The sequence below is a fragment of the Glutamicibacter sp. TV12E genome, assembly GCF_052441935.1.
GTDB lineage: Bacteria > Actinomycetota > Actinomycetes > Actinomycetales > Micrococcaceae > Glutamicibacter.
Genome location: NZ_JBQVVF010000001.1, coordinates 1760456 through 1786889 on the forward strand (window position 1 = coordinate 1760456; position 26434 = coordinate 1786889).

The window sequence follows — 26434 nt, forward strand, 5'->3', positions numbered from 1 at the left end:
GGAGAAAAACAATGACCAAGCTATCTACAGACACGTCATGGCGAGAGCTCGCCGGGTCGCTTCGTCTTGACGGGCGAGCCTTGATTGATGGGCAACGCCAGGACGCCTCGAACGCAGAGACGTTCCCCAGCATCAGCCCGATCGATGGGCGCCATCTGGCCGATATTGCCGCCTGCACCAGCGAGGACGTTGAAGCGGCAGTTGCTTCGGCGCGGGCTGCCTTCGAGGGCGGCCAGTGGAGCCGCATCGGCGCCGCGGCCCGCAAGGAAGCCATGCTGCGCTTGGCGGACCTGATGGAGGTGCATGGCGCAGAGCTGGCATTGCTGGACAGCCTCGACATGGGAAAGCCTATCGCGCAGAGCACCACGGTGGATGTCCCGGGAAGTGTCGAGACCTTCCGCTGGTATGCGGAGCTTGTCGACAAGCTATCTGATGAAATCCCTTCAACTCCACCGGGCACTACCGCACTGGTGACGCGTGAACCGCTGGGCGTGGTGGCGGCTATTACTCCGTGGAACTACCCGCTGGAAATTGCCTGCTGGAAGCTCGCACCGGCCTTGGCAGCCGGAAACAGCGTCGTGCTCAAACCAGCTGGGCAGTCCTCGCTTTCAGCGTTGCGGCTAGGCGAATTGGCTGTGGAAGCGGGCATTCCCGCCGGCGTGCTCAATGTTGTTCCTGGTTCAGGGCGGATCGTGGGAGAAGGGCTGGCGGGCCATATGGATGTGGATGCTGTGGCCTTCACCGGGTCAACGGCGGTGGCCAAGAGGCTGCTTGAAAGCTCGGGGCAGTCCAATATGAAGCGTCTGGGCCTTGAAGCCGGAGGAAAGAGCTCCAACCTGATCTTCGATGATGTCGAGGATCTTGATGCAGCGGCGGCCAAAGCGGCCTTCGGAGCGTTCTATAACCAAGGCGAAGTCTGTTCGGCGAACTCGCGCATCCTGGTCCAGCGCGGCATTGCCGAGCAGTTCATCGAGGCACTGGCCAAGCACAGTGCCGATTATGCACCGGGGGACCCGCTGGATCCTGGGCATGGAGGGGCCGGAGCACTGGTGAACAGCGCCCATGCCGATCAGGTGGAACAGGCCATCGAGAGCGGCCGGAATGACGGGGTCATCCGCGCTGGGGGTCGGCGGCTGACCTTGAACGGGTCCGATGCCTATATTGAACCGACCATCATTGCGCAGCTGCCGGCCGAGCATCCGCTGCACCATACGGAGATTTTTGGCCCCGTGGCGACGATCAGCGTCTTTGATACCGAAGAGGAAGCGATTGAACTGGCCAACGGCACGGAATATGGGCTGGCCGCATCATTGTGGACGACGAATCTTTCCCGCGCCCACCGCGTCGCTGCTCGCCTGGTAGCTGGAACAGTGTCGATCAATACTGTAGATGCGCTGGGTTTGACGACCCCATTTGGAGGATTCAAGCAATCCGGTTTCGGCCGTGACCTATCGGTGCATGCACTGGATAACTACACGGGCTTGAAAACGACATGGATCCAGCACGGCTAGCTCCGCCAGGACCTGCCAAGACCATTGGTTTGGGCCCGACTGCCTATCGCCCCGCACGCGGTTGGCAGTTGGGCCCTTGCAGCGGCACCTGGCGATTCACTACAAAATGGCCTCCGCGGCAATCCTGCGCTGACGCTGCGAACTGGAGCCTCGTATTTCTGTGGCCAGCCATCCACGCGTCCCCGCTTTCGCCATTGCCGAACTGGCGGTTAGTTCTATGCGCGGTAGAATAGAAATTGTGCCTGCACCAAAAACCACCCCAACCCAAGCCCAAGATGTTTTCCGCCCGGTCTTCCTGCGCGGACTCACTGCGGTGGCCTACGCCTTGCTCTCGATCTTCTGGATCGGCGCGGACCAGAAGGCCTTGGCCTATTCAACGGCCGGGTTCCTCGTAGTCACCGGCGTATTCATGTGGCAGTACGTGGCGGTGGATAGTGCCCCGGAGAGATCCCGCGGCCCCTATGCCGCTGGTGCCGGATTGATGCTGCTGGCCGGTATTGCCACCATCTTCCTGCCCTCGGTGGCCTGGATCGGATACATTGCAGCCTTCGCTTTCCTGGTCTCCGGCGTTGCCGAGCTCGTGGTCTTTGCCAAGCTCCGTCACGCCTTCCCGCCGTTCAGGAACCAGCTGGTCACCGGTGCGGTGGGCGTGATTTTGGCCATGGCGCTGTGCTTCAGCGGCGGCATGGACGCCCACGCGCTCTTCGGCCTGATTGGCGGCGGCACCATTGTCCTTGCGGTCTTCGAGCTGATTGCCGGATTCGGCCATCGCCACGAGATGAAGGCAACGGCCGCGCCCGCGACTGATACGTCGGCGCAGGAAAACAACTAGTCTTGAAGTCTGCAGTAAAAGTAGAAACGGAGTTTCTGGTGGGAAACAACAAGAAGAAGCAGCCGTGGAGCCAGTCGATCAAGGGCCCACTGAGCTTCTCGCTGGCCATGGCGATCGTCGCGGGAGTCGTCGGCCTGGTCAGCTCCACCGGCGGATCGCAAAATCCGTTGCGTTTCGACATCGGCTTGGCTTGTTTCGGCATTGCCTTCATCGCCTGCCTTCTGGTCATCTCGGTGATGACCATGGCAGGCAAGGAGAATGATCCAGACCTGGGCAAGGGGACCGGCGTGAACCGATCCTCGGCCAACCCGGACAAGAAGTTTGAAGACTGATAATAAAGCTTAGCCAGAGATCACGCGCTGGGACTGTCCATTACAGATAGTCCCGGCGCGTTCCCGTTTGCGACAAATACGTATCAAGGATTTCCCGTGAGTAGCACCAGTACCACCCCGCCGGCCGGACGCACCCCTCTGGGCAAGCAGCTGCTGCGGCGCAAATCCATCAACGCGATGGCCAATGACGCTGCCAGCAACGCCGGGCTTGGCTCGCTGAAACGCTCGCTGGGTGTCATGCAGCTGGTGATGATCTCGGTGGGCGCCACTCTGGGGACCGGTATCCTGGTCATTCTCGGATCTGCTGTGCCGGTGGCCGGGCCAGCCATCTGGATCGCCTTTGTGCTGGCGGGCATCACCGCGCTGCTCTCCGCGGTATCCTACGCCGAGATGGCGGGCATGGTTCCGGTGTCTGGTTCCAGCTATTCCTATTCCTACGCCACCCTGGGTGAAGGAGTCGCATGGATTTGCGGCTGGTGCCTGGTCTTGGAATACGCGGTCTCCGCGGCGGCGGTAGCTGTCGGAGCCGGGGCCTACGTGAATCAGACCCTGCAGATTTTCGGCTTGTCGTTGCCCGATTCCCTGGCCGGAGGGCCGGGCGAAGGCGGAGTGATCAACCTTTCGGCGTTGATCGTCGTGGTGCTGGCAACCGTTCTGCTGGTGCGCGGAGCCCGCGAATCCGCGATGGCCAATACCATCATGGTGCTGGTGAAAATCGCCATCCTGGTCTTCTTCGTGATCGTCGCCTTTACTGCCTTTAACGCCGGGAACTTCGCCCCGCTGCTGCCGATGGGCGCGGCCGGAGTCACCGGCGCGGCCTCGATGGTCTTCTTCTCCTACATTGGTTTTGATGCAGCCTCCACCGCCGGGGAGGAAGCGAAGAACCCGCAGAAGGACCTGCCGCGTGCCATCATGATCGCGATGGCTTTGGTGACCGCCATCTACGTGCTGGTAGCCGTTGCCGCGATTGGTGCCCGCGAGTGGAACTGGTTCGCCGACTCCGAAGCCGCCCTGGTGCAGATCGTCTCGGAGATCACCGGGCAGCGCTGGATGGTGCTGGCCTTCGCGCTGGCTTCGGTCATCGCCATCGTCTCGGTGGTGCTCACCACCCTGTACGGCCAGACGCGCATTTTGCTTTCCATGGGACGCGATGGCCTGGTTCCGCGCTTCTTCGCCAAGGTCTCGCCCAAGACGCACACCCCGGTGATTGGCACCTACGTCACCGGCCTGCTGGTCGCCATTGCGGCCTCGCTGATTCCGCTGGGGCAGCTGGCCGAAGCCACCAGCATCGGCACGCTCTTCGCCTTCGCGCTGGTCGGCGTATCGGTCATGTACCTGCGCAAGACCCAGCCGGATACTCCGCGCACTTTCCGGGTTCCGCTGTATCCGGTGACTCCGATCCTGGGCATTGCCGCCTGCCTTTTCCTGATGTTCAACCTGGCCGGTATCACCTGGGTGGTCTTCGGGCTGTGGATGATTGTCGGCGTCGGCATCTACCTTGGCTACGGACGCCGCCACTCGCGCTTGGGCGCACTCGATGCCAAGGCCTACCAGCAGGAGCTTGAGCTCTAGAACCGCCATCTACCGGAAGGCACGCGGTGCGCGGCTATGCTGTGGGTGGAAGAGCATCGCAGATTCATAGGAGCATCATGCAGCAGGATCCCATCAGCACCGCAGACCTGTACGACCAGCACGGCGAGTCCTTGCAGTCCGTCTCGGTCCAATTCCAGGACTTCGGCGGACGGCTGTCCTTCCACGGGCCCGCACGCACCGTGAAGTGCCATGAAGACAACGGGCTGATCAAGGAGATCCTCAGCTTCCCGGGCAATGGATCGGTGCTCGTCGTCGACGGCGGCGGCTCGCTGCGCTATGCGCTGATGGGTGACATGATTGCCGCCAGCGCTGAAGCAAACGGCTGGGCCGGAGTGATCATCCACGGCGCCGTGCGCGACCGGTCGGCCCTGGCGGAAATGGAACTGGGCATCAAGGCCCTGGGCAGCAACCCGCGCAAGACCGTGAAGCGCTCGCATGGCGCAGTGGACGAAGTCCTGAGCCTCGGCGACGCGAAGGTGCGCCCCGGGGCGATGGTCTACGCGGATATCGATGGAATCCTCATCGAGCAGTAGCCCGGTACAGGGCTACCGTTTCCGGTCTGCTGCGGGCTCCCATTCGGCGCGGAACTCCTCGGTGCTCAGATTCTCCAAGTCCTCGCGGATCTGCACGATCAGGCGTTCGGCTTCCTCCAAGCTGGAGGTGGTGAAGCGCAGCATCACCGAATCGTCCACGCGGGAATGGACCACGACCTGCGGCTCGTTGGCTTCGAACTCGCCATCGCCCAAAGTTGCCGAGGCGAGCGCGACCACCCAGCGTCCGGCCGCCATCAATGGGTTGCTGTGGGCGGCTTCCAACCGTGCTTCATAGTCGTCCGAAGCGTGTAATTCCTGTGACATGACCTGCCCTTTCAGCTGCTGCAACGCCGGTGTACCGGTGATCTGTTCATCATAGGGCTCAGGCCGGGTTAAAGGCGAGGACCGTTCCCGCCCGCCGTGCCGGACCCGGGCGACGCCCGTAGCGGGCGGCGATGGGCGCCTTGGCGGGTAGAAGCCACGAAGCGGCGCTGCGGAATTTGCCGCGGCACCGCTTCGAGCAAGCACAGGGGAACCCGCCGGTTCGCTGCTCCTAGTTCTTGAGCCCCAGATCGCCGGTGCGGATCTTGGACGTTTCACGCAGGCCCGCCGTGCAAAGGACCAGCACCAGGGCGGCGAAAGCAGAGTAGAGGCCAACGCCCAAGGGATTGCCGCCCATCGCCGCGAAGAGCGCGGCCGCAGCGGTCGCAGCGGTACCGCCACCGAGTGCCGCGCCGGTCTGGTAGGTCGTGCTGATTGCGGACATGCGGGTTTTGCGAGGGAACTGCTCGGAGAGGAAGGCCGGGATGCATCCCTGCGGGGCAGCCATGAAGATATTCAGCAAGGCGTAGGCAAGGACCACCAGCCATCCGATGTGCGCGTCGACCATGGGGAAGAACAGGAAAAAGATGCCGGTGTAGATCGCGGTTCCCCAGCCGACGATCCTCTTGCGCCCATAACGGTCCGAGAGCGCGCCCATGACGGGCGCCGAGATGACGAAGACCGCCGCGCCGATTACCTGGAACAACATGGAAATGGTGGGGGAGTAGTCGCGTTGTTCCGCGTAAGTCACGGTGAAGATGGAACCGATGTAGGCAATGGTGTTGTAGCCGTAGGCAACGCCGATGGCCAGGAGGATCTGCCGCGGATGCTTGCGCAGGGCTTCAACCAGGGGAGCGCCCTGGGTGGGTGCCGCGGAGGGCTTTTCCTCCGGCATGCTTCTACGGGCGAAAAGCCCGACGATGACCAGGGCCCCACCCAGCCAGAACGCCACGCGCCAGCCATAGGAGAACAGCAGGTCCTGTGGCAGAAGGGTCAGCAGCGCGAAGACTCCTGACCCGAGCAGGCTGCCCAGGCCAATGCCCATCGAGGTGAAGCTCCCATAGAGGCCACGGCGCTTTTCGGGGGCATTTTCAACACCTGTCAGCGAGGCGCCGCCCCATTCGCCGCCAGCCGAGAATCCCTGCAGCAGGCGAAGCAGCACCAGCAGGATCGGCGCGGCCACGCCCAGTGTCTGATAGCTGGGCAGGCAGCCGATCAGGAAGGTCGAGGCGCCCATGATGCTCAGCGTGGTGATCAGCACCGTGCGGCGGGAATACTTGTCGCCGAAGTGCCCGAACACGATGCCGCCCAGCGGCCGGGCCAGGAAGCCGGAGCCAAAGGCCGCAAAGGCGATGATTGTTCCCACCAGCGGGTCGAAGCCGGGGAAGAAGAGCTTCGGGAAGATCAACGCGGCGGCGAGTCCATAGACGGTGAAATCATAGAACTCGAGGGCAGTGCCAAAGCCGGCGATCATGAAAATGCGGCGCGCGCTCATGACCGGCTGGGCAGGGGTTTGGATCGCAGTCATCATCATCCTTGGAAGCTAGAAGGTCAGCAGGCCGTTGCGGGCCGAGGCATCGGGATTGCCGGCGAGGTAGTTCAGCTCGAAGTTCTCGGTGTCGATTCCGATGCTCAACAGGGTCTCCCACTGTTCTATGGCAGGCTTGCCCGGCTCTGGGCGCATGCACAGCACGGGCGTTTCCCCGGTCCTGCTCGACAGGATGCCGGCGATCTCCTTGGCCGAGGCAGGCTGGCTGCCTGCGGTGCGTTCGGCAAGATAGCTGTAGCGCTCGGCAGTGGTCGAGTCTGCGGGCATGGTATCGCCGGCAAAGAGGCCGTGATCCAGGAAATGGTTCGTGTGCAATGCCCATCCGCTCTTGGTGCGATTGACGATGCGGCGGCCGGTAGGGCTGAATTCGATGCTGGCGGCTTCTGGATGCGCGCCGCCTTGCATGACGGTGAGCACGGTGGAGGCGCTGACTGCCACGCCCGCGGTGAGGTCGATGGCTTCGGCAATGCTGCCGGCGCGCTCCAGGATCGAGCGGGCGATGGAGTGGACCGGGACGCCGGCCCCGGCCTTGTCCGCCTCATGGGCGAGGATGTTGAAATGCACGCCCAGCCCGTCGGAATTCACGCCGATCTTTCCGCTGATGCCGAATTCGGTGAAGAGCTTCACCCGGCGGCCTTCGTGGCAGGCGAGCTCGTGCAACAGGCCGTCGGAGGCCAGATGCGGGTGCCAGTCCCAGGTTTGGAAGCTCGCAGGCGCGCCCTGTTCCGGGATGAAGACTGCGGTAGAGCACTCTCCCTCCTTGCTCGGCGGTGCCGCGGCCAGGACCTCGGTACGGGCATTGAGGGCCGACAGCTGCCACAGTTCGATGCCCAGCGCTGCGGCCTGGGCCTCCAGCTCAACCGCCAGATTCTCATCCCATTCGCGCAGTGCCCCGTGGGTGTTTTCAGCGATCGTGCGGACCGTGGAGGAGGGAATCTGCATCCTGGAGAAATGCACGAGATAGTCGGCGGCATTGCGCTTAATGAGCGGACCGAAATTTGACGCGATGGCCTGGCCGCGTTCTGCGGGATCAAGCGTGGTGGTACGAAGCGAATGAAGTTGCACGGGGTTCCTCGGCTGGTCGGCGCAACCCAGGGGATTGCGGGCGGGGTTGTAAGCTGTGTTACACGTTAAGGACATAAAACGTTTTATACAACAGGCGCAAACAAATTTTGCCAATGTTGCCAATGACTAGGAAGAATGGCTGGATTTTTGTGATGGCAAGGGCCAGGAAGACCACAATTCACGACGTGGCGAAGGCCGCGAATGTCTCCGTTGCCGCGGTTTCATTTGCGTTGAACGGCAAGGGGACGTTGAGCGACCAGACGCGGGAGCGCATCATCGCCACCGCTGGGGATATCGGGTATCAAGCCGATGCGCTGGCCCGGGGGCTGCGTCGATCCCCGCTGGGCGCCATTGGAATAGTCAATCGATCGCTCGACCTGCTCGGCGAGTACTTTCTGCCCGGCATCGACGTCTTCGACCAGACGATCAGCACGCTCAGCGCCATGGCGCTCCAGCGCGGTATTGCTCCGATGGTGCTGCCGGACCTGACGGGGCCGAAGATCCCTGCAATTTCCCTTGCTCTGGACGGCTATATCGTCGTGTCCCCGCAAAGCAATGATCCAGTGATCGACTTGCTGGATAATCGCGGGATTCCGTATGCCTGCATCGGCAGTGATCCAGGAAGGAAGCACTTCAAGTCCTGGGCATCGGATGACGACGGGGAAAGCTGCTTGCAGGTCATGGAGCACTTTCGCCGGCAAGGAGGCCAACGCCCCGCCTTGCTGCGCGGGGCCAATGAAAATTCATGGAATCTGAGCAGCGAGCAGGCCTACAGATCCTGGTGCAACGATCATGGCCTGGAGCCGAAAGTGCACATTCTCGATGAATCCAGCGGCGTTACCGGCGCTGCGGAGCTTTTCGGGTCTGTCTGGGACAACGGCGCGACGGACGCCATCTACGCGATGACAGCACGGCATGCCGTCGGTGTAGTGGCAGCGGCCTTGGACCAGGGAATCAATGTCCCCGATGAGTTGCTGGTTGCCACTGGATCGGATGCGGAGGCCGCGCGCTTTAGCCGTCCTGCCATCAGTGCCATCCAGTTGAACCCGAATGAGGTTTATGCCGATGCGCTGGATCTGCTGATTGAGCGCATGGAAGGGCAGGAACCGAGCGGGCCGATCTTGCGCAAGGCGCGATTCAGGCCCCGCAGTTCGAGCCTGCGGCGATGACCATCCAGCCAGGTGCGTCAGGATTGCTGCGACCCGCGCAATTTTCCCCGAGCGAAAGGTGGAATCGACAGCCGTGCCCAGTGCGGAATTGCCACGGTTCCCGGGGAGCGGGGTGCCGGTCTAGGAAGACTTGCCGGTCTTCCTCGCCCGGTAGGCGCGAACGTGCTCGCGGTTGGCGCAGTTCCCGGTATCGCAGTACATCTTGGACCGGTTCCGCGACAGATCCAGCAGGGCATTCTGGCAGTCGGTGGAAGCGCAGATTCGCAGCCGCGCTTTGCCGCCCGAACGAATGACCTCAGCCAGCGCCATGGCGGCGTCCACCGCGAGCCTGTCGTACAACGGGGTGCTGGTGGTGGTCGCGTGAAGGTGGTAGCCAAGGTTCTCGCTCTTGATCAATTGCGGCTGTGCATTGGCATTGCGCAGGATCTGGTTGACTCGAAAGACAGCTTCATCTTCGTTGCCGGTCCAGATGCTCTTGAGCTGGGAGCGCAGCTGGCGGATAGAGCGCAACTCCGACTGGTTGTGTGCCCGGGAGCCCTCGAAGTTTTCAGAGTCGAGGAACTCGTCCAGATCCGCGACGGTGGAGAGCATGTCGATAATCTGCACCTCGGTATTCAAAAGATTCACGACGGTCTTCAGCGAAGCTTCGATATCTGGGGCAAAGGTCATAATTCGTTCCTGGGCGGGATGTGGATTGACTGCTTCTCAAGCCTAACCGTATCGTCATGCCCATATGCTTTATTGGCCCTGCCCAGGGCAGAAAATTCTCCAAGAAAGTCATCACCACCCATGAGCGAAACCACCGGTTCGCAGCTGCCTGCTGGCACCCGCGAGCCAGCTGCACGCGGTACCAGCCAAACCCGCGGAATCTGGATTGCATTAGCCTCCTCGGCCGCCTTTGGAATTTCTGGTTCCTTTGCGAGGGGCCTTTTCGAAGCAGGCTGGAGCCCCACCGCCGCGGTAGCTGCGCGCATGGCCGGGGCTGCAGTGGTGCTAGCCATCCCGGCGGCCCTGGCGATGCGCGGACGCTGGGTGCTGGTGCGCACCAATTGGCTCTCGATTTTGCTCTTTGGCCTCTTTGGCGTGGGTGCCTGCCAGCTGTGCTATTTCCTGGCCGTGCAGCGGCTGGATGTCGGCGTGGCACTGCTGCTCGAATATCTGGCTCCGGTGCTGATCGTGCTGGTGCTGTGGGCCAGGCACCAGAAGCGGCCCTCGGCAGCCACGATTGCTGGCACGCTATTGTCCCTGCTGGGCCTGGTGGCGGCCCTAGACCTGACTGGAACATCAAGAATTGATCCGATCGGAGTCCTGTGGGGACTCGGGGCAGCGGTGGGTCTGACCGTGTACTTCTTCATCAGCGCCAAGGTCGATGGCGCGCTGCCGCCGATCATGCTCTCCGCCGGCGGCATGGCTGTTGGGGCACTGTCCATGCTGCTGGTGGGGTCCCTGGGGATCCTGCCGATGACCTTCGCCGCGGGCAGTGGGTCCTTTGCGGGATTCCAGGCGCCGTGGTGGTTGGCCCTGAGCGGCCTGATCCTGATCGCGACGGTGTTTTCCTACACCACCGGCGTCATGGCGGCGAGGGAACTGGGTTCCAAGGTCGCCAGTTTCATTTCGCTGACCGAAGTGCTGTTCGCGGTGCTGTGGGCGTGGCTTTTGCTTTCGGAATTGCCGGGGCTGGTGCAGCTCTTTGGCGGTTTGCTGATCGTGGCTGGCGTGGTGCTGGTGCGCGTTGACGAATTGCGGGCCGTACGCAAGGAACGCTGAGCGGGTGCTGTCTTTGCGCTGGCAGACAAGCCGTATGCGCGCAAAGGCAATCCATGGGGAGTGACCCGCGACACACTTGGGCTATGGCGTCGTGATCCACCTCGGGGTGGCCGGACGGAATGTAGAAAGAGGGGTTGCCATGGGCAAGGTGTCTGTCATTGTGGTCGGAGCAGGTTCAGCGGGATCGGTGGTTGCCCGGCGCTTGATCGATGCCGGCGCCGATGTGACGGTATTCGAAGCCGGGGGAGAAGACACCAACCCTGCGATCCATGATCTTTCGAGGCTAGGCGAGCTCTGGCACAGCCCGGACGATTGGGACTACTACACCACGCCTATGGAAGGCACCGCCGGCAAACGGGTGCACCTTCCGCGCGGCAAGGTCCTCGGCGGATCGCACGCGCTCAATGCAACCATCTGGGTTCGCTGCGCCCAACAAGATTTTGACGGTTGGGCAGAACACTGCGGGCCGGCCTGGGCTTGGGAGAATGTGCTGCCGATCTATCGGGACATCGAAGACTTCACTGGCGGAGCCAGCGACGTCCACGGGATCGGCGGGCTCATCCCGGTTGACAATGACTACGAACTTGATGAGATTCATGCGTCGATTATCAAAGCGGCCGAGCAATCCGGCGTCCCGTTCAACCCGGACTATAATTCCGGCGTTCTGGACGGCGTGTCCAAAGAACAGGTCAATATCGTTGACGGCCAGCGAGTGAATACGTGGAAGGCCTATCTGAAGCCGGTTCGTGGGCAGGCAACGATCATTACCGGCGCGGAAATCCATTCTGTGATTCTCCAGGACGGCACGGTCACCGGAGTGAATTACCGCCAAGACGGGCAAATGCACCAGCTGACCGCTGATCACGTAGTGCTCAGTGCTGGCGCTTTGGGTTCCCCGCAGATTCTGCTGCGTTCAGGAATCGGGGCCCCGGAAGAATTGGAACAAGCGGGAGTGACGCCGGTGCACGCGCTGCCCGGCGTTGGAAAGAACCTGCATGACCATCTGCTGGCTCCGGTGATCGCCAAGACCACGAAGCGCGATATTCCAGCGCCGCGTCAAGGGGTCTCGGTGTCGCAAACGCACCTTTTCGCGAAGTCTCGTGATGATCTTGACAAGCCTGATACCCAGCCAATCTTTTTTGCGGTCCCAATGTATTCACCGGGGATGGAACCCATCGAGGGCACCGCCTTCACCCTGCACTCCGGGATTGTCACCCCCTACAGCCGCGGCGAGCTCACCCTGAGCGGACCCGGGCTGGATGATCCGGTGAATATCGACCTAAACGCGCTGGCTGACCACCGGGACATGGACGCCTTCCTATACTCCATCAAGCAGTGCCGCCAAATGGTTGCCCAGGAAGCACTTGCGGAAATCTGGGGAGCGCAGGAAGTCTATCCCGGGCCAGATGTTCAAGATGACGGGCAACTGGAGGACTATATCCGCAACAACGTGGTGACCTACCATCACCAGGTCGGCACCTGCGCGATGGGCGTTGATGGACGGGCGGTGGTGGATCCCGAGCTCAAGGTGCATGGCTTGCGCGGACTGCGCGTGATTGATGCATCGATCATGCCCAGGATTACCACAGGCAATACCAACGCACCGTCAATTCTGATTGGGGAACAGGGCGCCAAGTTCATGCTCAAGGAACTCGGGCTTGCCTAGACCCTGGACTTCCGCGCATTGTGTCCTTGATCGAATATTCGGTTCGTGCTGGAATAGTTTCGCGGTGAAATGATATTTTGTAGGGATGAGCGACTTCCTGATTCCCCAGTTCCAGTGGAACTCCCTGAGCTATCTGACCTCGCGAGCGGGGCGGGTGGGCACCCAGGAGCTGACCGAGCTCATGGAATCAGAATCACTGACCCGCAACCACTTCATGATTGTCTGCGCGCTCGCCGAGTTCGGGCCGATGTCGCAAAACGACCTGGCAAAGCACGCGAACTTGAATCGTGGGCACCTGGTGGCCTACCTCGACGAACTAACTGAACACAAGATCCTCGAACGCAGCGTTGACCCAGTCGATCGACGCCGCAACATCATTGCCCTGACATCGGAAGGCAAGAAATTCACTGCACGTGCCACCGCTGCGGCCGAACGCAGCGAGGCAAAAGTCTTCGGCGCCCTTGACGCGCAGCAGCAAGAAACCTTGCGAAGCCTGCTGCAACTGGTAGCCCTCAAGGGTGGCGAGGCCCGCAAATGAAGCATCACGTCAAGGAAGTACTGAACCGTTCCGTGGCGTTGGCACCACCTACTCCCTCGGCCATCCCGGCTGCCAAGGCGGCGTTTGCGCTGAGCGTTCCTCTGGTGCTGGTCGCGATTACCGGGCATTTGGATTGGGCGATGTACGCGGCCTTCGGGGCATTCTGCGCAGTCTTCGGCCGCTATGACGGGTACGCTTCACGCTTCTGGCAGCAGCTGTCTGTCGGCTTGGTTCAACTGGCCGCCATGCTTCTGGGAACGTTCTTCTCGCTGATTCACGCGCCGTTCATCATCTGTCTCCTGGTGCTCGCGGTGATCGGGTTCGGGGCGAACTATGTCTCGCATGCGGCACGGTGGTTGCCGGCGGGTCCCATTTTTGCCGTCTTCGCGGGTGGAACCTGCATTAGCATTCCGGCCACCATGCACTCCTTTGCTGGCGTGCTCCTCGTGGGCGGCGGAACAATGGTCTTCAGCCTCCTGTTCATGCTGGGTCTCTCAGCGCGTCGGGCCAGCCTCTTGAATACTCTTCGCGCGGGCTGCTCCTGGACGCCCTCGCCGCGAGCGCTGCGGGAATCTGCGCAAATGGGCTTGGGCGTGCTGTTGGCAGGTGCTGCCGCCGAACTTTTCAATGGCGGACACTGGTACTGGGCCAGTCTGGGAGCCATTGCCGCGGTGACCGGAATCGACGCGTATTCCAAAGTGGCCCGTGGCCTGCAGCGCAGCGTCGGCACCTGTATTGGCGTGATGCTCGCCGCCGCGGTGCTCATCTTCGAACCACCAATTTGGGTCATTCTTGTCGTTGCGATTATCGGCCAGATCTGCATCGAATTGGTGATCCTGCGCAACTACGCCATTGGCATGGTCTTCATGACCGTCACCGCGCTGCTGATGGTTCACATGGTCAGCCCGGAGCCGGCATCCAGCTTGCTTCTAGACCGCGTGGCCATGACGGCATTGGGTGCTGGGGTTGGTGCCGTCCAGAGCATCGTCATCGGGATGCTTGCCCATCGACGTGTGAGTGCCAAGTAGCGCTGGCTTGCTGGTTTAGGCGGTGGTCTGACGGTCCTGATAATCGACCATGACCGCGCCATTAAGCCGGTGCGCATCGACAGAAATGCGCCGGGCCAGGCTCAAGTCCTTCGCTGTGATTCCTGTGTTCAGGCCGTGGGCCAAGTGAAGGGTTACGATGTCGAACCGCCAGTCCACATGAGGGTGGACGTCGACCTTTTCCGCAAGCAACCCAACGAGCGTGATGAATTCCAGCGCGGTGCCAGTCGAATCAAAACGGTAGGAAGCAGTGAATGATTCATTGCTTCGCTTCCACTCTTGAAGAGCGGCTAATCGCTGTTCCGGGGCAAGGCTGACCGGTGATTGAGCGCGGGAAATCTGTCGAATATTAGTCATGAGAGCATCTCCTTGTGAGGCGGAGTTTTATCCCATGGTGCAGGCTAGAGGCCGCCAGTATCATCTTCGCAGTAATTGCAGTGAAGGTACAGGGCGCACAGTGAATGCGCAGGCAGACCCGCACCTTGGCCAAGGTGCGGGTCAGCAGCCAGCGATGCTGGACCATTTCAGACTACTGGCGTGCCTTGTTCCCTGCAGACTCAACGACAGATGACGTTTCCCCGTGGCCGAAGGCCTGGCTGTCGCGGTAGGCCGTTGCTTCATAGCGTTCGTGTGCCACCTTACCCCTGTGGGCCAGACGCAACGCTTCGTGCTGCGGGCTGCGGCGAACAACAAGGTAGCCCAAGCCCAGAACCAGGAACCAAACTGGCGTGACCAGCAGGGCGGCAAAGGTATCCGGCTGAGTGGTCAGCGCCCAGAGGATGAATCCGAAGAAGACCAGCACCGCATACGGCATGACCCGTCCGCCGGGAACCTTGAAGCTGGAAGCGTCGTGCAGGTGAGGGCGGCGGGCGCGGAAAACCAAGTAGCTGAGCAGGATGATGGTCCAGACGAACATGAAGCACAAGGCCGACACCGTGGTGACCAGGGTGAAGGCGCCCATGACCGAATCACCGCTGTAGAGCAGGACGACACCGGCCAGCAGGAACATGCAGGAGAACATCAGTGCGTTCTTGGGAACCTTGCGGCGTGAAAGCTTCGCAAAGCCGGCCGGAGCGTCGGCTTCCAAGGCCAGCCCGCGCAGCATGCGGGAAGTGGAGTAAATGCCGGAATTAGCGCTGGAGGTTGCACTGGTGAGCACCACGAAGTTGATGATGCCGGCAGCCCCAGCCAGCCCGGCCAGGGCGAACATCCCAACGAAGGGAGAGTTCTCGGAGGAGAACAGCTTCCAAGGCTGGACGGTCATCAAGATGATCAAGGCGCCCACATAGAAGAACAGGATGCGGACCGGGATGGAGTTGATGGCCTTCGGAAGGGTCTTTTCGGGATCCTTGGTTTCGGCGGCAGTTGTGCCCACCAATTCGATGCCCACGAACGCAAATACCGCGATTTGGAATCCGGCTACGAAACCCATGAACCCGGTGGGGAACATTCCGCCGTTGGCCCACAGGTTCGCGATTGATGCGGTGGCACCGTTGTGCTGGAAGCCGGTGATGATCATGACCAGGCCAACGACGATGAGCGCGCCGATGGCGACGATCTTGATCAGCGCGAACCAGAATTCGGTTTCGCCGAAGGCTTTTACTGTGGCCAAGTTCAGCACCAGCAGCAGCGCGATGCAGGCCAAGGCAGGAATCCACAGCGGGAGGTCGCCCCACCAGAAAGCAACATAATGGGCGATGGCGACGACGTCCGCAATGCCGGTGACCACCCAGCAGAACCAGTAGGTCCAGCCGGTGAAGAAAGCTGCCCAGGGACCCAGCAGGTCGCCTGCAAAATCGGCAAAAGTCTTGTAGTCCAGGTTGCTCAGCAGCAGCTCGCCCATCGCACGCATGACGAAGAAGAGCATGAAGCCGATGATCATGTAGACAAAGATGACCGACGGGCCGGCGACGGAGATGGTTTTGCCGGAGCCCATGAACAGGCCGGTGCCGATGGCGCCGCCAATGGCGATGAGCTGGATATGCCGGTTGGATAGTCCGCGTTCAAGTGTGGGATCAGAACTGGTGGTACTCATGCTGGTTGCCTTCCAGGAGTGTGGCGTGACGCCTAGCAACTTACTTTGCTGGGAACGCCAGACTCGCCCGGCTCCGGGAAGGCAACGTCAGCCCGCTGCGCTGAGAGCAGCTGCTGCCTATGCCGCTGGAGAGAGCCGTCGAATCGGAGGCGCTGAAAGCGTCACTGTTCGTGGTCCCTCCCCAATCTGTATATGAACCTGAGAGTTTTCACTTCAACCCGACTACTGGGCGAAGCTTGCTCCTTCGGTGAGCACAGTTCATTCTGTGCTGCTTTCCAGAGTTGCCTTCTCGTGGCGGTACGGGTGCCTGAGAGTTTCCCGGGGAGGAAATTGCTCCTACGGCGCCCGCCCTTGGTGAGGACGGGTCTCTCCCGCCACGCATCAGCGGCATATGTGGTGATTGCCATCACAGTATGCGCAGAACTGTGAATGTGATGCAAGTCGCACGACTGAAAGTTTTATTGTTGCCTCGTGGGCCGTCCCACAGGAATGGCCGCGAGCCGGCTTTGCGGATATCGCGGGAATCCGGGCCCTTGTCGGAGGCAAGGGGAGGTGCTGCAGGCGGTCTGCTCGAAACTGTTCCCGCACCTGACTTGAACTCTTGTCCCAACCAGCAGGGTGGTCGCCGTCATCAAGAGCGATGAATGGCAAGTACGCATTGGGATGCCAGTGCTCGATTGCTTCAGGACTCGAAGTGATCTGGCGCAAATCATGACGATGAAAGGAGGGAATCTGCAGGCTATGGCCTATGGCGAAGACGGAGTAGCAACCCTGGACGAGGTCATGAGCTTGAGTGAAAGCGGATGCTTCGCGACTTTCAAGCAAGTCATGACCTGCGTCGGGGAAGCGCAGCGGGCCGGGCGCTATTTGCCGAAGCGGCGCAGTCGCAGCGAGTTGAGCACCACCAGCACCGAGCTGGCCGCCATGGCACCGCCGGCGATCATCGGGTTCAGCAGCCCGAGGGCTGCGATCGGGATGCCCGCGGTGTTGTAGGCGAAGGCCCAGAACAGGTTCATCTTGATGGTTGACAGCGTCTTGTCCGACAGGTCGATGGCTGCGGCGACCTGGTGCAGGTCGTTGCCCATCAGGGTGATGTCGGCCGCCTCGATAGCCACATCGGTGCCCGAGCCCATGGCGATGCCGAGGTCCGCCTGGGCCAGGGCGGGAGCGTCGTTGACGCCGTCGCCGACCATTGCCACCACGCGTCCTTGCTCCTGCAGCGAGGCAATGGCCTTGGCCTTGTCCGCTGGGAAGACCCCGGCGAACACGTCTGCGGACTTGATTCCCACTCCGGCGGCGACCTTGGCCGCCACCGACTGGTTATCGCCGGTCAGCAACACCACGCGCAGTCCACGCTGCTGCAGTTCGCTGATCGCTGCGGCACTCGAATCCTTGACCTTGTCAGCCACGGAGATCACGGCCTGGAACTCGCCGTCCACCGAGACCAGGATCGCCGTGGCGCCCTGGGATTCTGCGTCGGCGAGCATGGTGCGGGCCTGCTGGTCGAGATCGGTGCCCTGGGTGGCGAGCCAGCTGGCGCGTCCGACCACCACCTTGCGGCCCTCGATCACGCCGAGGACTCCGCCGCCGGGATCCGACTCGAAGCCGGTGACCTGGGCCAGCTCGCCCTGGGCTGCTGCGGCCTTGGCGATGGCCTGGGCGATCGGGTGCTCGGAGTGGTGTTCCACGGAGCCCGCCAGCTTCAGCACCTGCGCCGGGTCGACGCCGTCGAGTGCTGCGGTGCCCAGGTGGGTCATCACGCCGGTGGTTACGGTGCCGGTCTTGTCCAGCACGATTGTGTCCAGCTTGCGGGTATCCTCCAGCACCTGCGGACCGCGGATCAGGATGCCCAGCTGGGCGCCGCGTCCGGTGCCCACCAGCAGGCCGATCGGGGTAGCCAGGCCGAGGGCGCAAGGGCAGGCGATGACCAGCACGGCGACCGCGGCGGTGAAGGCGGCGTAGATGTCACCGGTGGCCAGCCACCAGGCCAGGAAGGTGAGAACCGCGATGCCCAGCACAATCGGGACGAAGACCGCCGAGATCCTGTCGGCCAGGCGGGCGATCGGCGCCTTGCCGGACTGCGCCTCGGAGACCAGCCGGCCCATCTGGGCCAGGGTGGTGTCGGAGCCGACGCGGGTGGCGCGGATGAGCAGCCGGCCTGAGGTGTTCAGTGTGGCACCGGTGACTTCGTCGCCTTCTGCGGCCTTTTGCGGGACGGATTCACCGGTGATCAGCGAGGTGTCGATGGCGCTGGAACCGTCGACTACGACACCGTCGGTGGCGATTTTCTCGCCCGGGCGCACCACAAACTGCTCGCCGACCTGCAATTGCGTGGCCGGAATCTTTACTTCTTGGCCATCACGCAGAACGACCGCGTCTTTCGCGCCCAAGCTCAACAGGGACTTCAAGGCATCCGAGGCGGAAGACTTGGCGCGATGTTCCAGGTAGCGCCCTAGCAGTAGCAGCGTGGCCACGACGCCTGCTGTTTCGAAGTACAGTGCGTGCTCGCTCATCGCCATGCCGATGTGCGCCGTCATCTGCGGGTCGAGGATCAGCTGGATGGCGGAGAACAGGTAGGCGGCCAGCACGCCGAGTGACACCAGGGTGTCCATGGTGGAAGCGAAATGCCGGGCGTTGATTGCCGCGGCCTTATGGAAAGGCCACGCGCCATAGAAGACCACCGGAGTGGCCAGGGCAAAGGCCACCCATCCCCACTGCGGGAACTGCGCCGCTGGCACCATGGAGATGATGAACAGCGGGAGGGTGAAGATCGCTGAGATGACCAAGCGGCGCAGCAGGTGGCTGGGGACCAGGTGGTCGTGGCCTTCGTGCGAGCCGTGCTCATCAGCGTGCGGCATGGATTTTTGTTGATCTTCGTGGCCGCCGTAGTGTTCATGGCTTGTGTGCGCCGCCGGATGGACCGGGGCTTTCACCTTGGCCGAGTAGCCAGCGGCCTGGACTGTCTGGACCAGCTGTTCGTTGGTGACATCTTGGGGAACTTGGACCTTGGCGGTCTCCAGGGGGAGGTTGACCGAGGCGGTCACCCCGGGCAGCTTGCCGAGTTTGCGTTCCACCCGGTTCACGCATGAGGCGCAAGTCATGCCCTGGATATCGAGGTCTACGGTGCGTACTTCGGGCAGCGCGTGCTCTGGCGCATGGGAAGACATTGTGTACCTTGCACTTTCCTGCCACTTCAAGGTGGCTTGGTGCCTGGCTTGTAGGGCTAGGCGTTGATTGCTTCGACGGTGTAGCCGGCGTCGTCGATCGCTTCGCGGAGGCTCGCTTCGCTGAGCTTGCCGGTAGCGGTGACGGTGGCGGTGGAGATGCCATTGGCGTTGAGGAGGACATCGACGTCCTGGACGCCGCCCAGCTCCTTGAGTTCTTCGGTGACTGATGCAACGCAGTGGCCGCAGGTCATTCCGGAGATCTTGATTTCGGTCTGGGTAGCCAAAGGAGTGGCCTGCTCACGTGTGGTGATCTGCAGACCCTGGGAGCTGTCGGAGGTGTTCTCTGAGGAGCATCCGCAATTGCAGTTGTGGCTCATGATCTTGCTCTCTTTCGATGAATTTTGTGTGAATGTGAATTGGGGATCCGGGCGGGCTTAGCGCACCAGGCGGGAGATTGCGGCCGTGGCCTCGGCGATCTTGTCCTGGACGATGCTGGGGTCACCGCTCTGGATCGAGGACTTCGCGGCATCGACAACGCAATGGCCGATGTGGTCGTCGATGAGTTGGACGCTGACCTTGTGCAATGCCGCGTTGATGGCGGAAATCTGGGTCAGGATGTCAATGCAGTATTTGTCTTCATCGACCATCTTGGCGACCCCGCGAACTTGGCCTTCGATGCGCTTCAGGCGGCGTTCCAGTGCGGACTTATCCGCGTGATAACCGTGATGCTGCGTATGGGTATCCGGGTTCTGGTTGGTTTCCATACTTCGATAATACCCCCATGGGGTATAAAGTCAAGTACCCCCTAGGGGTATTTAGCCTCCCCACTTAAGCAGAAGAAGCACGATAGGATTTCACCCGTGAGCCACAACGACCTGCACGTGCGTCCGATTTCCAGCGCCGAACACTCAGCCTTCCTTGAAACTGCCCGCGACGTCAGCTTCTTGCAGCGTCCCGAGTGGGCCCGGGTCAAGGGTGGATGGCGAGGCGAATCCCTCGGCTTCTTCGACCAGGACGAACTGGTAGGCGCCGCATTGGTGCTGCACCGGGCTGCCCCTGTAATCAACAAGACCCTGGCCTATGTTCCCGACGGTCCGGTTATCGATTTCCAGGCCCACCGGGCGGAAAACGTCATCCGCCCGCTGGCCGCCTACCTCAAAAACCGTGGCTCCTTCCAGCTGAAGATGGGACCAGGCCGGGAAGTGCGCACCTGGGCCGCAGCAGCCGTGCGCAAGAACCTGGGCAAAGAAGGCTTCACCCAGCTGGCCGACCTGGAACTGAAGAGCAGCTCAGCCCAAGCACTGGCGCTGAATGACGCCCTATTGGACCTCGGGTTCACCAAAGAAGACGTCGGACTGGACTTCGGTGCAGGCCAGCCGGAATATGTGGCCCGTGTTGCCCTGCAGGATGAAGAAGGCAACCAGCTGGACGTGGAACAGGTCATGGCCAGCTACTCGGCCACCACGCGCAACGAAACCCGCAAGGCTTTGAAGAGCACCTTGGAAATCGAAGTGGGCGACACCTCGGACATGGCCCGCTTCCATGCCCTGTACAACCACACCGCGGACCGCCAAGAATTCACCGGCCGCCCACTGGGCTACTTCGAAACCATGCACCGTGTGCTCAATGAAGCTGTGCCAGGATCCTGCACCCTTTACATCGCCAGCAACGAAGGAGTGGACCTCGCAGCGTCCATCGTGATCCGCTCATCCAACCTTGCCTGGTACCTCTACGGAGCCTCGTCCTCGGAACAGCGCAAGATCTTCGCGCCGAAGGCCATCATGAACCGCATGGTGGAGGATTCCATCGCCGCGGGCTGCCGCTACCTGGACCAGGGCGGCGTGAGCGCCACCTTGGACAAGGAGCACCACCTTTCGGGTCTGACCAAGTTCAAGACCAATACCGGTTGCGACATCGTGCAGACCAACGGCGAATGGGACCTTGCGCTGAACAAGCCATTGGCGTGGGCCTTCGAAAAGTACATGAACTGGCGTAAGAAGTAGGGAAATCAGCACCGTGGCAATTGACCCAACCCAGCCATTTGTCCCCGTCATCCTCGGCGGCGACATCGGCACCTACACCCTGGCCCGCGAGTTCTACGAGGCCTATGGCGTTCGCTCCGTCGTGCTTCCAGCTGCAGCCAACGGGGTCATCGAGCATTCGGTGGCCATCGAATTGCGCCCCATCGGTTCGATGGCAGATGAGTCGCGAGTGGTCGCGGCGCTGACCGACTTGGCCACCGAGCTGGTCGCCGATTCGGCCCGCCCGCTGATGCTCTTCGGTTCCCTTGACTTCCACATCATGCTGATCGCCAAGCACCGGGCACAGCTCGACGCGCACTTCGTGATTCCCTATCCCGAATTGGAGACTATCGAAGCGGCCGCGCTGAAGGAAAACTTCTACGCGCTCGCCGAAAAGCTGGACATCGCCCACCCGCGCACCGTCGTCTACCACCCGGGCACCAATCTGGAAGCCATTGCCGAGGACTTCACCTACCCGGTGATCGGCAAGCCTTCAAGCTCGGCGGATTGGATCGCCGCGAAGTTCGAGGGCAAGCAGAAGATCCACACGATCAACAACCGCGGCGAGCTGGAGGCACTGCTGTCCAGAATCGACGGCAGCGGCTACACCTCCGGCTACATCCTGCAAGAATACGTTCCCGGTGGCGATGACGCCATGCGATTGTGCACCTACTTCGCCACCCAGGAAGGCAAAGTCATCTTCGCCGGATATGGCGAAGTGGTCATCGAGGAGCATGCGCCGCTGGTGCTGGGCAACTCGGCCGCCATCGTCACTGGACAGAACGACCAGATGGCCTCCGACGGTGCCCGCATACTCGAAGAGTTGGGGTGGCGTGGCATCGCGATGATCGATGCGAAATACGACCGCCGTGACGGCAAGATCAAGTTTTTCGAGATCAACCCCCGGCTGGGCCGCAATCACTTCTACCTCACCGCCGCTGGAGTGAACCCGGCGCGTTTCTACGTCACCGAGTTCCTCGGCGCCGACTTCGACAACTCGGATCCGCACACCGATGCCGTCGTGGAAACCGCCGCTGGGGTGCTGCAGCTGCACCGCGAGCAGCTGTTCACTGTTTTGCCGCACCACTTGCTCCGCCGATTCCTCGATAGCGGGACCGGCAGGAAAGCGGCGGTGCTGCTCAAGGCAGGCAAGGTGTCCAACCCGTTGAAGTTCTCGGCGGAGAAGAATCCGCGCCGCAAGCTTTACCTGGTCTTGAATGCGGTCAACCACTACCGCAAGTACAAGAAGTTCCCTCCGCGCGCCCAGTAACGCCTGCGCTTAGGGACGCCCTCCAGATGGCTGCCGGCCGACAGCATCAGGCGCTGGCCAGCCGTCCAGGGCTTGAAGCCATGGGCTTTGGGCGACTTCGCCTCCGTCGAGAATGTCGAGGCTCGTGGCGGCCCCCTGAACTTCGGGGACAAGCTCGGCGGACTCGAATCCCGCAGCTGCGCCTATGCCCAGCGAGGTAGTCGCATCTGGATCATTTGCGGTGGACATGGCATTCCACTTCAGCGCAGAGAGGATGCTTTCGCCTGCGGGAATAACCACACGCTGGGATTGAATGCTTGCCATCGGCACCAGTCTGACATCTTGTTGTGCCTGGCCCTGGGAATTGCGGAATCTAACCTGCGGGTACCCTTCGACGGCGCACGGAGCCGTTGAGATGTTCTTGGCGGAGATGGCCATGTACCTTGAGCCCAACGCGGCATCAGGAGAACCAAGAGCCAGCTCCAAATCGTCCTGGCCGCAGGCTGGGGCAGCGGGATCGTCGGACCAAGCTGCCACATTGTCGGGCAGCGGCGCCGGACGGGCATTGAGCGATTCGGGCAGCTTCCCGCCGACCCAGCCCTCGATGACGTCGGCGTAGCCAGCAGTGCTCAAGGTGAATGCCACTGGTTGTTCCAGTGGAGCATGCTTGGCGAGCCAGTCTTTGACCCGGCCGGTGTCTTCCGAGTCTGCCTCGGCGGTGGTGTGCACCGACAGACCGCTGGAATCAAATACTGTGCTTTCGACGGCATCCAGTGCCGCTGCTTCCACGGCCAGATCAAACTCGGCGAGATCCAATCGCTGATCAGAGCTATAGATCAGCGAAGAGTCTTCCAGCCGCAGGGAGACCGGTTCGTCATGCTCGGCCGCATAGCCGCCCAGGACCCTCAACCCTGGGACATCCTTGGCTACCGCAGATCCCTGGCCTACGCTGTGGGCACCGAGCTGGCGCAGGGAGAACGCTTGGATTATTTGCTCTTTGACGTTCTCGCTGCCCGACACGTCCAGCGGGTACAGCACCAGATCAGGGACGCCCGAATCCTGTGGTTCTCCGGCAACAAAACGAACGGAACTGTGCACCTTGGATTGTTGGCCGATAAAGGCCTGTATACGGGATGAAGCCCAGAGCGCGATATCGCCTGCCTGCTCAGGCGCCAGATGCTCATCGAGATTCACCGTCCACGACGCTTGCGAGGAGTTTCCATCCTTGGCATCAACTGAGGTGATTTCATGGTCGACGCTGGTCGAGTCGATCCCTTCCCTCTGATCCAATTGTGCAGCGAGAGCGCAATACTCCTTGGCAGCATCGCAGGAGCTGAACGCGTCCCAGGGCTTCCAGATCAGCACGATGACCACCGCAAGGATCAGAGCCGTGATCATCGCTCCAAGGCGCAGTGGTTTCATTTAGCTACCGTACCAACACGACCACTGGATCGCAGGAGCCAGCGGGTAGAGTTTCAACCACACGTACTTTGAAAGCGAGACCCCATGAGTTTGAAAGATCGCCTGCGCGAAGACAGCATCGTCCACCTGAAGGCAGGCAACGAGCTGGAGAAAACCACCCTGCGCAATATCCTCAGTGCCATTGGCACCAAGGAGAAGTCGGGCAAAAACCCTAGCGAACTCAACGACCAGGATGTCGAGAACCTGTTGCGCAAGGAAGTGGGCAACCGCGAGGAAACTGCGCAGCTGGCAGCCAAGGATGGGCGAACGGAACTTGCAGAGCGCGAGCTGGCAGAGGCTGCGTTCATTTCTACCTACCTGCCAAAGATGCTTGATGAGGCAGAAGCCCAGGGCATCGTGGAGAGGGTGATGGCTGAACTGGCAGCAGATCATGAGCTCACCATGAAGGATATGGGGCAGGCGATGAAGCTGGTTGGAGCCGAAATTGCCGGCCGATTCGACGGCAAGGCCGTCTCGCAGATGGTTCGCGCGAAGCTGGGTTAGTACTGGCGGTTTCCAGTACGCAGGGTCGCTCTTCGGAGCGGCCCTTTGCTGTAGCTACAGCAGCCCAAAAATGTCCAGCAAGAATTCCTAGCTGGCAACCTCTCCGGCGCTCCCATGGGACTCAACGTCTTTTCCAAAACCCAGGTCTGCACGGCTGCCGGCGACCCGTCCAGCTAAGGCAGCGTTCAAGCTGCCAGTGGCAGCACGATTTCGGCTGCGCCGCAGGGAGGGATACTTGCTGCTGACAAAGTTGTCCACCTGTTCCTTGCGGCTCACCAATACCAGTTCGGTACCGCTGCCGCCCTGCTGGCTTTCTTCCCGGTAGAGCCCGCTGATGCGTTCGGCCACCTGGAGGTAAAAACTGCGCTGGAACTCGCGGCGCTCAATGACCTTCTCGGAATCGGTCCGATCCCAAGCCGCATACTTTCCTTCTTCGCTCCACCAATGGCTCATCGCCAGGCTTGCCTGGATCACCAGTGAAGAGAAGAGATTCTTGACGGTGCTCACATCGGACTCGTGGCCGATGACGTACAGGCGGCAGAAGTTCGAGTAGTTCGTTTGCAGCAGGGTTACGGTTCTGAAGGCATGGCCTACCGAAGACAGCCCATCGCGCTGGCCCAGCCGGTAGATGCCGCGCATATCGAAGTGCTCTTCAATGATCGGTTCCTTCTTCTTGCCCGGGCCGGTGGGCTGCGCATCCAGTTCGGCGCGTCCAATGCCATAGCGAACCATGAGCCGCTCGGCGTGTTCTTGGAAGGTTTGGGCCTCTGCAGGGAAATTGGTATTTTCCGCCTTGTTCAGCAGCAGCGCGATCCGTTCCTTCAGACGCTGAAGCTTCTGTTCAGAGGTGCTCATGACATCTTCTTTCCGGGCAGTGCGATGGGTAGCGAATCGGCTTGTGCTGGTTCACGGCACCAGTGTTGCAGGTCATCGGGAATGCTGCTTGGCGGGGTGTGGGTAACTGTTTGGAAACGACTCTAGCCGGTGATGTGATCCGCGCGTAGAGTGAAGGCACCAAGCAGGTCCAGCACGCCCCGGGTCCTTGATTCGAGGCTGGTTTAGGAGAGGTTCTGATGGGTGATTTTCGGACATACACCATGGAAGAGCGGGCCACTTACCTTGCTCCTTCATGCGAGCGTTGCGGACAGCATCGTCACGTTGTGTGGGAAAAAGTCGAAGGTACGGAAACCTACAAGCCGCGTGATGCCGGATGCTCCAATGAAGCCTGCACCGCGTAGGCAATAACCAGTACAACCCATCGCTCAGGTATTTACTTCAGCTGGATTCCCAGAGCAGCAGAGATGCGCTCGGAGGCTGTGGCGAGTACCTGGGCGATATGGTTTTCATCCAATTCCAGCGGTGGATAGATCACCGCAACGGCCGCCGGCTTATCCTGGGGCAACAGCAAGGGGACCGCGATGGAGTGCAGTCCCGGGATGACCTCGTCGTGGCTGGATTCGAAGTCCTTGGCCGGGTATTGCACCGGATTGATTTGCGAGCGGATGACCCGTCCAGGTGCTCCGTTATCAATGGGATGGCGCGTGCCGGGGCGCTGGGCCACCGTTGCATCGGCCATTCGGGGCTCGGCCGTGCTCAACGTGACCGCGGCTTCGCCGTCAAAGACCACCAGCAGGGCAGTCATCCGAAGCTCGTCTGACACCGTTGCCAGATGCGGGGCAGCTGCCGACTGCAGGGACTTGGCGACATTGCGTGCCAAGGCGCCCAGGCGTGCACCCAGTTCCAAATCTCCGGAAGGCATGCGCTCGACAAAGCCATACTGCTCGAAAGTCTTGACCAGGCGGTAGGCCATGGAGCGGTGAATTCCAAGTTGTGCGGCCAGCTCGGCAACGCTTAGCGGTGCAGCGGATTCGCCAATGAGGGTCAGAGCTTCGAGCCCGCGGCCCAAGGTCTGGGACCCGCCTTCGGTGGATTTGGTCATTGCTTCATCATTTCATCCCACCTGCCGTTAGCTCGGCAAGGTACTGCTTCAAGTGATCTATTTCTAGCTCACAGCCTAGCCCAATGCCTCGACGCGGATTCGCAGGGCTAACGGGGTGATAGGCAACGGAAGGCAG

The 26434-nt window shown here is 61.3% G+C and carries 25 protein-coding genes and 2 riboswitches; of the genes, 13 read left to right on the top strand and 12 right to left on the bottom strand.

What is annotated here, in order from left to right:
• Positions 1-11 precede the first annotated feature (11 nt).
• The 5 genes from ACT7DV_RS08250 (at position 12) to rraA (ending at position 4801) form a co-directional block, all read left to right on the top strand.
• Positions 12-1511 (top strand): aldehyde dehydrogenase, encoded by a 1500-nt coding sequence (locus ACT7DV_RS08250; protein ID WP_444661742.1) that lies wholly within the window; start codon positions 12-14, stop codon positions 1509-1511.
• A gap of 238 nt (positions 1512-1749) precedes the next feature.
• Entirely contained in the window at positions 1750-2343 is a 594-nt protein-coding gene (locus tag ACT7DV_RS08255) for an HdeD family acid-resistance protein (protein ID WP_444661743.1), read from the top strand.
• Positions 2344-2381: 38 nt separating this feature from the next.
• Positions 2382-2675 carry a hypothetical protein gene (locus ACT7DV_RS08260; protein WP_236995204.1) on the top strand — a complete coding sequence of 98 codons (294 nt, stop codon included), beginning with the start codon at positions 2382-2384 and terminating at the stop codon, positions 2673-2675.
• Positions 2676-2852: 177 nt separating this feature from the next.
• Entirely contained in the window at positions 2853-4247 is a 1395-nt protein-coding gene (locus ACT7DV_RS08265; RefSeq protein WP_444664807.1) for an amino acid permease, read from the top strand.
• A gap of 77 nt (positions 4248-4324) precedes the next feature.
• The gene (gene rraA, locus ACT7DV_RS08270) at positions 4325-4801 is read left to right on the top strand and encodes a ribonuclease E activity regulator RraA (protein WP_444661744.1); all 477 of its coding nucleotides are present in this window, start codon (positions 4325-4327) and stop codon (positions 4799-4801) included.
• 12 nt (positions 4802-4813) lie between these two features.
• Here rraA and ACT7DV_RS08275 read toward each other — a convergent pair whose 3' ends face one another.
• The 3 genes from ACT7DV_RS08275 to ACT7DV_RS08285 all read right to left on the bottom strand — a co-directional run bounded on the left by ACT7DV_RS08275 (position 4814) and on the right by ACT7DV_RS08285 (position 7736).
• Complete coding sequence (locus tag ACT7DV_RS08275; RefSeq protein WP_444661745.1) at positions 4814-5125, bottom strand: hypothetical protein; 312 nt, start codon at positions 5123-5125, stop codon at positions 4814-4816.
• 229 nt (positions 5126-5354) lie between these two features.
• Positions 5355-6650 (bottom strand): MFS transporter, encoded by a 1296-nt coding sequence (locus tag ACT7DV_RS08280; protein ID WP_444661746.1) that lies wholly within the window; start codon positions 6648-6650, stop codon positions 5355-5357.
• Between the two features lie 15 nt (positions 6651-6665).
• Positions 6666-7736 (bottom strand): C45 family autoproteolytic acyltransferase/hydolase, encoded by a 1071-nt coding sequence (locus ACT7DV_RS08285; RefSeq protein WP_444661747.1) that lies wholly within the window; start codon positions 7734-7736, stop codon positions 6666-6668.
• A 122-nt stretch (positions 7737-7858) separates the two neighbouring features.
• Between ACT7DV_RS08285 and ACT7DV_RS08290 the strand changes: the two genes are divergently transcribed.
• Entirely contained in the window at positions 7859-8905 is a 1047-nt protein-coding gene (locus tag ACT7DV_RS08290) for a LacI family DNA-binding transcriptional regulator (protein ID WP_444661748.1), read from the top strand.
• A 120-nt stretch (positions 8906-9025) separates the two neighbouring features.
• Here the strand turns inward: ACT7DV_RS08290 and ACT7DV_RS08295 are convergent, their stop codons facing one another.
• On the bottom strand, positions 9026-9574 hold the full coding sequence (locus ACT7DV_RS08295) for a CGNR zinc finger domain-containing protein (RefSeq protein ID WP_444661749.1): 549 nt from the start codon (positions 9572-9574) through the stop codon (positions 9026-9028).
• Between the two features lie 120 nt (positions 9575-9694).
• On the opposite strand from ACT7DV_RS08295, the gene ACT7DV_RS08300 reads away from it, so the two are divergent.
• The 4 genes from ACT7DV_RS08300 to ACT7DV_RS08315 all read left to right on the top strand — a co-directional run bounded on the left by ACT7DV_RS08300 (position 9695) and on the right by ACT7DV_RS08315 (position 13904).
• Positions 9695-10672 carry an EamA family transporter gene (locus tag ACT7DV_RS08300; protein ID WP_444661750.1) on the top strand — a complete coding sequence of 326 codons (978 nt, stop codon included), beginning with the start codon at positions 9695-9697 and terminating at the stop codon, positions 10670-10672.
• Positions 10673-10811: 139 nt separating this feature from the next.
• The gene (locus tag ACT7DV_RS08305; protein WP_444661751.1) at positions 10812-12338 is read left to right on the top strand and encodes a GMC family oxidoreductase; all 1527 of its coding nucleotides are present in this window, start codon (positions 10812-10814) and stop codon (positions 12336-12338) included.
• Positions 12339-12423: 85 nt separating this feature from the next.
• Positions 12424-12876: a MarR family winged helix-turn-helix transcriptional regulator gene (locus ACT7DV_RS08310; protein ID WP_444661752.1), complete on the top strand. Its 453-nt coding sequence runs from the start codon at positions 12424-12426 to the stop codon at positions 12874-12876.
• Positions 12873-13904, top strand: coding sequence for an FUSC family protein (locus tag ACT7DV_RS08315; RefSeq protein ID WP_444661753.1), 1032 nt, complete (start codon positions 12873-12875; stop codon positions 13902-13904). The genes ACT7DV_RS08310 and ACT7DV_RS08315 overlap by 4 nt, the downstream gene beginning before the upstream one ends.
• 15 nt (positions 13905-13919) lie before the next feature.
• On the opposite strand, the gene ACT7DV_RS08320 is transcribed toward ACT7DV_RS08315, so the two are convergent.
• The 5 genes from ACT7DV_RS08320 to ACT7DV_RS08340 all read right to left on the bottom strand — a co-directional run bounded on the left by ACT7DV_RS08320 (position 13920) and on the right by ACT7DV_RS08340 (position 19888).
• Positions 13920-14279 (bottom strand): 4a-hydroxytetrahydrobiopterin dehydratase, encoded by a 360-nt coding sequence (locus ACT7DV_RS08320; RefSeq protein WP_444661754.1) that lies wholly within the window; start codon positions 14277-14279, stop codon positions 13920-13922.
• Positions 14280-14451: 172 nt separating this feature from the next.
• Positions 14452-15957 (bottom strand): D-serine/D-alanine/glycine transporter, encoded by a 1506-nt coding sequence (gene cycA / locus ACT7DV_RS08325; protein ID WP_444661755.1) that lies wholly within the window; start codon positions 15955-15957, stop codon positions 14452-14454.
• 176 nt (positions 15958-16133) lie between these two features.
• Positions 16134-16241: riboswitch (glycine riboswitch) on the bottom strand.
• Between the two features lies 1 nt (position 16242).
• A riboswitch (glycine riboswitch) is annotated at positions 16243-16341 on the bottom strand.
• Between the two features lie 479 nt (positions 16342-16820).
• Complete coding sequence (locus ACT7DV_RS08330; RefSeq protein WP_444661756.1) at positions 16821-19124, bottom strand: heavy metal translocating P-type ATPase; 2304 nt, start codon at positions 19122-19124, stop codon at positions 16821-16823.
• A gap of 56 nt (positions 19125-19180) precedes the next feature.
• Positions 19181-19501: a heavy-metal-associated domain-containing protein gene (locus ACT7DV_RS08335; protein ID WP_444661757.1), complete on the bottom strand. Its 321-nt coding sequence runs from the start codon at positions 19499-19501 to the stop codon at positions 19181-19183.
• Positions 19502-19558: 57 nt separating this feature from the next.
• Positions 19559-19888 carry a metal-sensitive transcriptional regulator gene (locus ACT7DV_RS08340; protein ID WP_444661758.1) on the bottom strand — a complete coding sequence of 110 codons (330 nt, stop codon included), beginning with the start codon at positions 19886-19888 and terminating at the stop codon, positions 19559-19561.
• Between the two features lie 96 nt (positions 19889-19984).
• Between ACT7DV_RS08340 and ACT7DV_RS08345 the strand changes: the two genes are divergently transcribed.
• Together ACT7DV_RS08345 and ACT7DV_RS08350 are read left to right on the top strand one after the other, a co-directional pair.
• On the top strand, positions 19985-21127 hold the full coding sequence (locus ACT7DV_RS08345) for a lipid II:glycine glycyltransferase FemX (protein ID WP_444661759.1): 1143 nt from the start codon (positions 19985-19987) through the stop codon (positions 21125-21127).
• Positions 21128-21140: 13 nt separating this feature from the next.
• A complete protein-coding gene (locus ACT7DV_RS08350; protein WP_444661760.1) occupies positions 21141-22415 on the top strand; it encodes a carboxylate--amine ligase in 1275 nt (424 codons plus the stop codon).
• A gap of 9 nt (positions 22416-22424) precedes the next feature.
• On the opposite strand, the gene ACT7DV_RS08355 is transcribed toward ACT7DV_RS08350, so the two are convergent.
• Entirely contained in the window at positions 22425-23816 is a 1392-nt protein-coding gene (locus ACT7DV_RS08355; protein WP_444661761.1) for a DUF4232 domain-containing protein, read from the bottom strand.
• Positions 23817-23900: 84 nt separating this feature from the next.
• Here ACT7DV_RS08355 and ACT7DV_RS08360 point away from each other — a divergent pair, with 84 nt between their 5' ends.
• The gene (locus tag ACT7DV_RS08360; RefSeq protein ID WP_444661762.1) at positions 23901-24359 is read left to right on the top strand and encodes a GatB/YqeY domain-containing protein; all 459 of its coding nucleotides are present in this window, start codon (positions 23901-23903) and stop codon (positions 24357-24359) included.
• An 87-nt stretch (positions 24360-24446) separates the two neighbouring features.
• On the opposite strand, the gene ACT7DV_RS08365 is transcribed toward ACT7DV_RS08360, so the two are convergent.
• Entirely contained in the window at positions 24447-25214 is a 768-nt protein-coding gene (locus tag ACT7DV_RS08365; RefSeq protein ID WP_444661763.1) for a DUF2786 domain-containing protein, read from the bottom strand.
• Between the two features lie 415 nt (positions 25215-25629).
• Positions 25630-26298 (bottom strand): IclR family transcriptional regulator, encoded by a 669-nt coding sequence (locus ACT7DV_RS08370; RefSeq protein WP_444661764.1) that lies wholly within the window; start codon positions 26296-26298, stop codon positions 25630-25632.
• Between the last annotated feature and the right edge of the window lie 136 nt (positions 26299-26434).

Bases quoted from the DNA above. Each gene is read 5' to 3' on its own strand.
- ACT7DV_RS08265 (WP_444664807.1), top strand. From the start codon at position 2,853: ATGGCCAATGACGCTGCCAGCAACGCCGGGCTTGGCTCGCTGAAACGC.
- ACT7DV_RS08365 (WP_444661763.1), bottom strand. From the start codon at position 25,214: ATGAGCACCTCTGAACAGAAGCTTCAGCGTCTGAAGGAACGGATCGCG.
- ACT7DV_RS08330 (WP_444661756.1), bottom strand. From the start codon at position 19,124: ATGTCTTCCCATGCGCCAGAGCACGCGCTGCCCGAAGTACGCACCGTA.
- ACT7DV_RS08315 (WP_444661753.1), top strand. From the start codon at position 12,873: ATGAAGCATCACGTCAAGGAAGTACTGAACCGTTCCGTGGCGTTGGCA.
- ACT7DV_RS08290 (WP_444661748.1), top strand. From the start codon at position 7,859: ATGACTAGGAAGAATGGCTGGATTTTTGTGATGGCAAGGGCCAGGAAG.
- ACT7DV_RS08295 (WP_444661749.1), bottom strand. From the start codon at position 9,574: ATGACCTTTGCCCCAGATATCGAAGCTTCGCTGAAGACCGTCGTGAAT.
- ACT7DV_RS08280 (WP_444661746.1), bottom strand. From the start codon at position 6,650: ATGACTGCGATCCAAACCCCTGCCCAGCCGGTCATGAGCGCGCGCCGC.
- ACT7DV_RS08320 (WP_444661754.1), bottom strand. From the start codon at position 14,279: ATGACTAATATTCGACAGATTTCCCGCGCTCAATCACCGGTCAGCCTT.
- ACT7DV_RS08250 (WP_444661742.1), top strand. From the start codon at position 12: ATGACCAAGCTATCTACAGACACGTCATGGCGAGAGCTCGCCGGGTCG.
- ACT7DV_RS08275 (WP_444661745.1), bottom strand. From the start codon at position 5,125: ATGTCACAGGAATTACACGCTTCGGACGACTATGAAGCACGGTTGGAA.
- ACT7DV_RS08355 (WP_444661761.1), bottom strand. From the start codon at position 23,816: ATGAAACCACTGCGCCTTGGAGCGATGATCACGGCTCTGATCCTTGCG.
- cycA (WP_444661755.1), bottom strand. From the start codon at position 15,957: ATGAGTACCACCAGTTCTGATCCCACACTTGAACGCGGACTATCCAAC.
- ACT7DV_RS08300 (WP_444661750.1), top strand. From the start codon at position 9,695: ATGAGCGAAACCACCGGTTCGCAGCTGCCTGCTGGCACCCGCGAGCCA.
- ACT7DV_RS08360 (WP_444661762.1), top strand. From the start codon at position 23,901: ATGAGTTTGAAAGATCGCCTGCGCGAAGACAGCATCGTCCACCTGAAG.
- ACT7DV_RS08370 (WP_444661764.1), bottom strand. From the start codon at position 26,298: ATGACCAAATCCACCGAAGGCGGGTCCCAGACCTTGGGCCGCGGGCTC.
- ACT7DV_RS08335 (WP_444661757.1), bottom strand. From the start codon at position 19,501: ATGAGCCACAACTGCAATTGCGGATGCTCCTCAGAGAACACCTCCGAC.
- ACT7DV_RS08340 (WP_444661758.1), bottom strand. From the start codon at position 19,888: ATGGAAACCAACCAGAACCCGGATACCCATACGCAGCATCACGGTTAT.
- ACT7DV_RS08310 (WP_444661752.1), top strand. From the start codon at position 12,424: ATGAGCGACTTCCTGATTCCCCAGTTCCAGTGGAACTCCCTGAGCTAT.
- ACT7DV_RS08305 (WP_444661751.1), top strand. From the start codon at position 10,812: ATGGGCAAGGTGTCTGTCATTGTGGTCGGAGCAGGTTCAGCGGGATCG.
- rraA (WP_444661744.1), top strand. From the start codon at position 4,325: ATGCAGCAGGATCCCATCAGCACCGCAGACCTGTACGACCAGCACGGC.